The following is an 8,889-nucleotide window of genomic DNA, read 5'->3' as shown; positions in this document are numbered from 1 at the left end:
TGTCCTGGACTAACCCAGTTGGGCGAGATTCCGCCCTCTTACATCTAATCCAAACTAGAGAAACATCTGGAAGTGTTTACTCGCTAACCGCTCATGGCTCTATTCGCAGCTACGGGGAGGTGATCTCTCCCCAATCCCCCACCTCACGAAGTAGGTGGGGGTCATTGAATCGTCCCAGCAGCAGCAGTAATAATCCGGAAAGAACGGTACTCATCACAATTGCCGCGATCACTGTGAGGAGAATGTCTTGCGGTGGAAAAGAACCATTCATTCGCGTCGCGATCGCGCTGGCGAGAGCCGCCAAAACCGCAGTGGGGGCAGCAAGGGGCGTGGCAATGATTCCGGGAAAGGGAGCCAGTAAAGCAACCACAATTCCTATGGCAGCATTGCTAAAAATCGCCATACCGATGCCAGTGGAGAGATATCCGGAGAGACTGCCGGCAAAAATGAGTGCCGCGTAGGAAATGCCTCGAATGACGGCAATGATGCCGGTAACTAAGCCAGCACTTAAGCTGGGTAACAAGTTTTGAGGTTGAAATGGGTCACTTAAATTCGCAAAAATATTGGATTGGGCGGTTTCCTCAGTTTTTACAGGATCGGTCATAAAAATTGGTTGTTACGTCTGGGCAATGGCTTCATTTTAGGGAAGTTGATATCCCATTAACGGCGATTGACCCCAACCCATTCATTGAAAGATTAGTGAGTGAGTCTCGTTCGTTAAGTTACTGAACCAGCCTTCTTTCAGAGTAATCTAGAAGCCACCGCGGAATAAGTAACGTTGAATACAAGCGGTCTCTCTCAAAAGTCATGGATTTTGCTCTAGGGGTAAGATTGGCGATCACGCGTGTAAGTCTGTCTGATCTTCAGTCAGGAAAATGGCTGACCAAGAAGTTACTTGTTCTTCGGTGAAACAGGAAAAAGAGTATGACTTCCTCACTTTGCTACCTTAAAAAAGAACGAACTATTCCCAAAATTAAATTGCTAATGCTACAACCAGCTCGCATTTCTCGCATTTTACAAGGCTCCATTGGGGAAGAATTAGGGTTTGAAATTGGGGACGCGATCGTTGCCATCAACGGAGAACGTCCTCGCGATTTAATCGACTACCAATATCTTTGTGCAGAAGAAGAACTCACCCTCGAAGTTCTGGACAAACATGGCCAAACTCACCATATTGAGTTGGAAAAAGACTACGATGACAACTTAGGGTTAGAATTTGAAACCGCTCTCTTCGACGGTCTCATCCAGTGTAATAACCGTTGTCCATTTTGCTTTATTGACCAACAACCCCCGGGGAAACGAGAAAGCCTTTACCTCAAAGACGATGACTATCGGTTGAGCTTCCTCTATGGCAGCTATCTGACTTTAACCAACCTCACCCAGCGAGAATGGGATCGTATCGCTCAAATGCGACTGTCTCCTCTATATGTTTCCGTTCACGCCACCGAACCAGACCTCAGATCGAGACTCCTCAAAAATCCTCGCGCAGGACAAATTCTAGAGCAACTGCAGTGGTTTCAAGACCATTACCTGCAAATTCATGCCCAAGTTGTCGTCTGTCCAGAAATCAATGATGGCATTCACTTAGAAAGAACCCTGCGCGATCTCGCTCAATTTCATCAAGGAGATATTCCCACAGTTCTCTCCGCAGCGGTCGTTCCCGTGGGCTTAACGCGCTTTCGCCCCCAAGAAGACGAACTCATTCCCGTCAGCACGGAAAAAGCGCAAAGCATCATTCAACAAGTACAACCTTTGCAAAAGGAATTTCACCAAGCACTGGGTACAAATTTTGCCTGGTTAGCCGATGAATGGTTCTTAATTGGTCGCCAAGAATTGCCTCCCGCTTCTCACTATGAAGACTATCCCCAATTGGGCAATGGCGTTGGCTCGATTCGTCAATTCATCCAAGAATTTCAAACGCTTGCTCAAACAATGCTTCCCAGTCAGATTAATTCCCCGCGCCGATTAACTTGGGTTGTCGGCAATGCTGTGGAAATTGCTTTTCAACCGCTAGTGGAACAGTTAAATACAGTATCTGGACTGACCGTCGAACTTGCCCCTTGTCGCAGTGACTATTGGGGACAAGACATCACAGTTACTGGGTTACTAACTGGAGAAGATCTATTAACAACCCTTCAGGGAAAAGATTTGGGCGACGGCATTCTTCTGCCTTCCTTGATGTTAAAAGACCACGACACTAGATTTTTAGATGATTTAACCTTAGAAACGGTCAGTCAAAAACTGGGAATTTCTATTTTTCCAGTGACTGGGATTGCTCACTTAATTGAAACTTGCTTATCTGATCCACTCCCGAATAAAATATCAGAGGAATTGACCCATGCAGACTTGGTTTCTTGAAGACTAAATGTCAAGATAGAGGGATGTGCAAGGTGTGTTTTTTTTAGATCATGAGTTGATCAACTAAAAATCAGCTTTTAGGAGTGAAAACGGAACGAAATCAATATGCTAGCCTTTCGTTATTTATTTGGTGTGAGTGTGGGGGCATTGATGGGCCTTGGGATCGGAGGAACTGCCACGGCTCAAGATTTGGCTTCTCAAGTTGATTCCGATGCAGTTACTGAATCTTCTTTGGATAGCAGCACAGTTTCAGAAGAATTATTAGATCAAAAGTCTGCTGCTTTACAACTGCAAGTCAGTCAGTTACTCGTAACTGATAGAGAAGAGTTTGCTAGTAGTCATTTGCTAAGGATCGTACAAGGAGACTCTTTAAAAATAACTCAGCAAACAGCGCCTGCTACTCCACAAGGAGTCGATTTAAGAAATGGAAGATCTTTCCAACTCGCAAGCGACTTACTTCAGCAACAAAAACAACTGCCTCAAATTGAGGAAAATCAGCCCATTGATGAGAATCAGCCGATTGAAGAGTACGATGAGTCTCTAGAACCCGTAGAAGAGACCGAACAACTCAATCCCAACTCAAATCCTCTGCGCTTACCCACTAATGCTGATGAAGTTAGGGTAGATGAAGTTGTTCCCATTACTCTCGAACAAGCAGTTGACTTGGCGCGACAGAATAATCAAAGTTTAAGAGAAGCTCGTCTTAACCTCAATCAAGCCCAAGCCCAATTGCAAGAAGCACTCGGTGCAGAATTTCCAACTTTAAGTTTACAAGCCGACTTCCAGCGCAGTACTTCAGCGACTAGTGAAATTGGAGCTAGTGTGGCAGAAAATAACTTTACTACTACAAGCGATGGGGTAACAACTGATCTTAATACCACCTTGCAATTAAACTATGATATTTATACGGGTGGACAACGCTCAGCTCAAATTCGGCTTGCTGAATCCCAAGTGCGTACCCAAGAATTAGCCGTTGAGCAAGCGGCAGAACAATTACGCTTTGATGTGACCGATGCTTACTATTCAGTTCAGGAGGCTGACTCCCAAGTTGAAATTGCTAGAGCGGCTGTCGCTGATGCCGAACAAAGCTTACGAGATGCTCAATTGTTAGAACAAGCCGGTTTAGGAACTCGCTTTGATGTTCTCCAAGCAGAAGTCGATTTAGCCAATGAGGAACAAAACTTGACGCGGGCTATTTCTCAACGACGAATTAGCAGACGCCAGCTAGTAGAAACCCTTGGTTTAGGCCAGCAAATTGAAGTGACTGCAGCAACACCGCCAGAAGTAGCCGGAACTTGGGATTTGTCTATGGAGGAAAGCATTATTCTTGCTTACCAAAACCGCGCTGAGCTGGAACAACAGCTAGAACAAAGAGAAATTGCTCAAGAGAACCAAGTAATCGCACTAGCAGGAATTAGGCCGCAAGTCAGCTTGTTTACCCGATATAATGTGCGCGACATTATTGACGATAGTGGTGGTGGTGTAACCGGAGCTGGTGATGGCTTAGCCATTGGTGCCCAATTGCAATGGACCCTTTATGATGGGGGACAAGCTCGCGCCCGCGCTCGACAAGCGGAAGAAAATGCAGCGATCGCGGAAAATCAATTTGATCAATTTCGTAATCAAATTCGTCGTGAAGTCGAGCAAGCCTTCTATAACTTGCAAGCCAATGAACAAAACATTGATACCGCTGAAATTGCCGTGGAACAAGCAGAAGAAAGTCTCCGTTTAGCCCGTTTACGCTTCCAAGCTGGTGTCGGAACACAAACCGACGTCATTAACGCCCAAAGCGCCCTCACGCAAGCCAGAGGTAATCTTTTAACAGCAATCATTAATTACAATCGCTCTTTAGCGGCTTTACAACGATCCGTGAGCAACTTTCCTGATGGTCGACTTTTTGATACGCCTTAGCAGATTTAAGTTCCCCTCCCTGAATTTATTACATTTTCTTAATACAATGGGAACTAAAGAAGTCCGTAACTCAATTTATAGATGGCTAATATTAAATTCATACACGAAGACAAACAAGTTATAGCCGCTGATGGCATTAACCTTCGCGAAAAAGCGCTGGAAAACAAAATTGATATTTATACATTCAAAGGGAAAATGCTAAATTGCGGAGGATATGGTCAATGTGGAACTTGCATTGTAGAAGTTGCAGAAGGAATGGAAAATTTATCTGAACGGACAGCGGCAGAACAGCAAAAGTTGAAGAAGAAACCCGATACTTATCGCCTATCTTGTCAAACAATTGTCAATGGGGGTGATGTTAGTATCATCACTAAACCTCAAGCCCGTTAGCCCTTGTTGTCACCTCCCCAAATGGTGATATCCTAAAAATGTCCTTTGAGATTATGTGATAAAAAGCTAACTGTAATGGAAGTTAATCAACTCGGATTTGTTGCCAGTATTTTATTTGTCCTGGTGCCTACAGTATTTCTACTCATTCTCTATATCCAAACTCGGAGTAGTGAAGATACTTAAATTGCTTAAAAAGCATCAATTAATCAGGGTTAGTATGGAGAAAAGTCTCCTCTCCCTGATTTTTCTTATGAGACGGTATTGAGTCTGCTTAAACATGGCATAATTTGTAGTTAAGATTAGCGGTACAATGGACATTTTCCTGCAAAAAATTGAAATTTATCGGCATCGATTTGGGATGGTACTCACACTCTAGTGGACTCTCTTGCTTAGAGTGGCAGGGGAACAACTTGCGCATACTTGCTATAGATATTAAGCTTTCGATTACAGAAATTTTATCTTGGTGCGATGCGCTACTTGCTATCACCGAACCGGCTTTAATTGCTGTTGATGCACCGACTTTAATTCCTAACGCCACAGGAATGAGAGTTCCCGATAAACTTACCCATAAATATTTTGGTCGGTATCATGCAGGGTGCTATCCGGCAAATCGCAAACGCCCTTTTGCACAACGAACCGTTGCTTTTGGTTTAAGTTTAGAAGAACGCGGCTTTCTCCATGCTCCTGAGATCAACCCACAACAACCAGGACGCTATCAAATTGAGGTGTATCCTCATGCTGCCATGGTACAACTATTTCAGTTAAAACGGATTTTGAAATATAAAAAAGGAAAGCTGGCAGAACGAAAAGCCGAACTGACCAAGCTACAGCAATATATCCAGGAAGTTTTACCGCAACTGACTCCGTCACTGAGCTTAGATGGTTTCTCAAGCGCGATCGCTGCGCCTTTGGCTCCCTTAACCGGGGTTGCCCTCAAAGCAATTGAGGACCAACTCGACAGCTTAATTTGTGCTTACATTGGTGCATATTGGTGGTATTGGGGAGAAGAACGCAATCAAGTTCTCGGCGATCGCGATACAGGCTATATCATTGTCCCTTCCAGTTAGTTACCCAATTTATTTTGACCTTCAAACTTCGGTAAGTTGGTACAAAGTTAGTTTTAGCTCATCGGAGAAGCTATCTATGCCCATCACTACCCTTTAATTCGCTCTATTTTCCACTAGGCAAATCTTGATAGGTTCTTTGGGAACAGTTTTTCAGAGTATAGGAAATCTTCCAGTTTAAGGCGTTTCGTAGTTCAGAGGATAACCCTCGCACAAGCATGAAAACAGCGACGCGAGTCCTAAGATGCACTCTCAAGACATAGTGGTCAGACGGAACCGGATAGTCCCGATCAACATTGACCTTAACCATATAGGCTTCTTTCCGATACTGACCAGCCTGTTTGACAGTTAATAGAATGGGATAATTGAGCTGATGTTCATTCGGTAAGATAAAAACGCCATAGACTTGGTGTCGTCCTAACCAAGGTTGAACAACAATGGTAAGGGGAAAAGCAGAAAATACATCTTGGTTAGTGTCTAAAAAAGAGGTACTTTGACATTGAGGATTAAAAAGTTGAGCGAGTTTATGAGTAATCTTCTCCATAACAAGAATATTGACTTATAGTAAAAAAATCCAATCAATAAATAACCTCTAGGATAATTAATTGGGAAAAATAGAGCAAATTTTTAATACATTCATTGAGAAAATTAAATAAATAGCCATGGAAATTACAGGGATCTTTTAGTAGATTATTTACTCTAATTTTTCTAGAAAAAATGGATCGATTATATCGTTGTGTACTCCATAATCAGAAACAGCAAATTGAATCTGTAACATTAGCCTATCTTTATCACGAGGGCGGGTAGCTTTATGATAGCAAAATGTATCTTCCGCAAAGCCAAATCCAGCTTTACCAGAAAGCCTAATTACATTTTCCGAACCGTAATAAGTAAAAATTTGCTGATCGGTTCGTCGCTTCACTGGTATGAGAATATGGGAAAGATTCTTTTTAAGATGACTACCTGGTACAACAACATGAGTCCCTCCTTCTTTACCAACATCTGTTAAATAAAAAAAGAATCTCAGGCACGCATAATCATCCAGATCGTAGTGGAAGAAAGTAATCGTCTTATTCGGATCGTACGGTATTGCTTCATCAACAACAAAATTCCACCAAAGCCGACTGCCTGTACAAACTGGTTCAGCACCAAGGTAGCGGGCAGCAATCTCTAGCAGTTTTGGATCGTTTGCCAGAGTTTGAATTGCCGGACAAAGTTCTTTTGTATTGAAATATTGAGCAGTGAGAAAAGGATCAGACTTGTTGTCGTACTTTTCTTTTTCAGAATATAAGAAGCCCAACTTCGGATCGAGATTGCCATAGCAGGGGGTTGAATGTGCAAAATCTAAGATTTCTTTGAGCAGAATATCGGGTAGATAAATTCCTTGATATAAACCTTCTTTCTTCAAAATCTCAGCTGCTTGTTTAGGATTAAGGCTATTAAACTCCGATGAAAATTGAGCTTTTGACTGATATTGATCAAAATTAGGACTTTTGGCTAAAGCAACTGCTATAAATCGGAATAATGGAAATCTACCAAGAACAGACATTAAAAACCAATTAGGATTTTTAAGTGTTTTTGTAAAGTAGTAGGTTAGCCTGGATACTACCTCTACATAAAAGCCTCGAAAAAATAAAGTTTTCTCTTGTTTAGGATTCATATTTGTTTTTTTTATCAGTTTAATCTTATAATACTTGTCAAGAAAATATATTGTCTGTGTCATATCTGTGAGGAGAGTTATGTTAGATTGTGCTTGCTTTCTAAAGTTTTACTTTATACACATTGCTTCCTTAATTAGGGGATTAGAAAAGAAGTGAGTAATAAACAACACTATATACTTAAATAAATTGTTTTTAGGTGTGATTAAAATTACTAATTGAATGAACAAATAAAGCAAGTTGATTTTTCAATAAATCAATAAATTAGGCAATAGAAACTTTTATAATAATTCTTAACTGTTTTAATATCAATCAATTTTTAATAAAGCTTTAATTAGGTTATGATCAAAGCGAAAGGCTACTACTGAATAGTTGGGTACATAGCCGTTTGATTTGACTAGGTTTAATTTCAAGGTAGAGTATAGAACAATGGTTCGTTTTAGTTTAAATAAATGGAAAGTATTGGCTTTATTGCCATTATTTGCAATTTTGACGATTGCTGTTGATTGGGTTACTAGCCTGAATAACGACCCAGTGATTTCCTCAACAAAATCTGAACTAAGTGGGGAAACAATGACTTTCCCGGAGGATGCCGGGGTAATTGATGTCACGACCTACGGCGCCCTTCCCAACGATGGTGAAGACGACACCGCCGCCATCCAGAAAGCCATCGATGAAAATGACGGCGACTTGCGCCGCACCATTTACTTTCCCAACGGCCAATACGACATCAGTGCCCCAGTGGCCGACAACGCCTCCGCCGCCATCTTTGTCCAAGACAACAGTCGCACCGCCTACATCGGAGAAAGCCGCGACGGCGTGATCTGGAAACTAGCCGACCATCATCCTGACTTCCAAGATCCCGAAAACCCAAAAGCCATTTTTGCCATGGCCACCTCACCTGGCTTCGGCTTCCATAGCCCCCTGCGCAACATGAGCTTTAACGTCGGTCAAGGCAATGAAGGCGCCATTGGCTTGCGCTACTTTTCCAATAACGGGGGCACCTTAGGCAACATTAAGCTCATTGCCGAAGCCGCCCAAGGGCAACGAGCCGGTGTTGTCGGCCTCGATCTGGCAGCCGACAATAATGGACCCTTTTTAGTCAAAGACCTAGAAATTATTGGGTTTGACACCGGGATTCGAGATGAATCGGGACTGTGGGGATTTACCCTACGCAACATCCGCCTCGAAGACCAAAATCGTCTTGGGTATCAGAAAGGGTCTCAAACCGTCACCATCAGCAACCTCAACAGCGTCAACGACGTCACCGCCATTGCGATGGGTGCCTCCTCCGGCAGCTTAACCCTCATTGATTCAAGCTTACAAACCCTCTCCGAAGCCACCTCCAACCCAGCAATTCAATATAACTACGGTAGCCTCTTCCTGCGCCACTTAGAAACCCAAGGCTATACCGACACTTTGACCCATCAAGACGGACAAGTCCTGATTGAAGCTCCGCAAGTTGAAGAATACTCAGCGATTGTCAACAGCAACACGCCCCTGCAAGA

Annotated in this window: 9 protein-coding genes; 6 read left to right on the top strand and 3 right to left on the bottom strand. The window is 42.9% G+C overall.

All coding sequences use genetic code 11. The features are described 5' to 3' along the window. Positions 1–109: 109 nt before the first annotated feature. Positions 110–604 (bottom strand): hypothetical protein, encoded by a 495-nt coding sequence (locus tag GVY04_18365; GenBank protein NBD18019.1) that lies wholly within the window; start codon positions 602–604, stop codon positions 110–112. Positions 605–984: 380 nt separating this feature from the next. Here GVY04_18365 and GVY04_18360 point away from each other — a divergent pair, with 380 nt between their 5' ends. From GVY04_18360 to GVY04_18340, 5 genes are all read left to right on the top strand, one after another. Continuing rightward, on the top strand, positions 985–2,358 hold the full coding sequence (locus GVY04_18360; protein ID NBD18018.1) for a TIGR03279 family radical SAM protein: 1,374 nt from the start codon (positions 985–987) through the stop codon (positions 2,356–2,358). A 105-nt stretch (positions 2,359–2,463) separates the two neighbouring features. Further along, complete coding sequence (locus GVY04_18355; GenBank protein NBD18017.1) at positions 2,464–4,269, top strand: TolC family protein; 1,806 nt, start codon at positions 2,464–2,466, stop codon at positions 4,267–4,269. A gap of 81 nt (positions 4,270–4,350) precedes the next feature. Beyond that, entirely contained in the window at positions 4,351–4,659 is a 309-nt protein-coding gene (locus GVY04_18350) for a 2Fe-2S iron-sulfur cluster binding domain-containing protein (GenBank protein NBD18016.1), read from the top strand. Positions 4,660–4,734: 75 nt separating this feature from the next. Continuing rightward, positions 4,735–4,842: a photosystem II reaction center protein M gene (locus tag GVY04_18345; protein ID NBD18015.1), complete on the top strand. Its 108-nt coding sequence runs from the start codon at positions 4,735–4,737 to the stop codon at positions 4,840–4,842. A gap of 149 nt (positions 4,843–4,991) precedes the next feature. Further along, on the top strand, positions 4,992–5,726 hold the full coding sequence (locus GVY04_18340) for a DUF429 domain-containing protein (protein NBD18014.1): 735 nt from the start codon (positions 4,992–4,994) through the stop codon (positions 5,724–5,726). Between the two features lie 103 nt (positions 5,727–5,829). On the opposite strand, the gene GVY04_18335 is transcribed toward GVY04_18340, so the two are convergent. After that, complete coding sequence (locus tag GVY04_18335) at positions 5,830–6,267, bottom strand: hypothetical protein (GenBank protein ID NBD18013.1); 438 nt, start codon at positions 6,265–6,267, stop codon at positions 5,830–5,832. A 150-nt stretch (positions 6,268–6,417) separates the two neighbouring features. After that, complete coding sequence (locus tag GVY04_18330; protein ID NBD18012.1) at positions 6,418–7,383, bottom strand: hypothetical protein; 966 nt, start codon at positions 7,381–7,383, stop codon at positions 6,418–6,420. A 427-nt stretch (positions 7,384–7,810) separates the two neighbouring features. Here GVY04_18330 and GVY04_18325 point away from each other — a divergent pair. After that, positions 7,811–8,889, top strand: a 1,079-nt coding sequence (locus tag GVY04_18325; protein NBD18011.1) for a hypothetical protein, incomplete at its 3' end; no start/stop codon positions are given.

This window comes from Cyanobacteria bacterium GSL.Bin1 (assembly GCA_009909085.1).
Lineage (GTDB): Bacteria > Cyanobacteriota > Cyanobacteriia > Cyanobacteriales > Rubidibacteraceae > Halothece.
The sequence above is the reverse complement of the archived record's forward strand: the minus strand, read 5'-3'. Positions and strand labels throughout refer to the sequence as shown.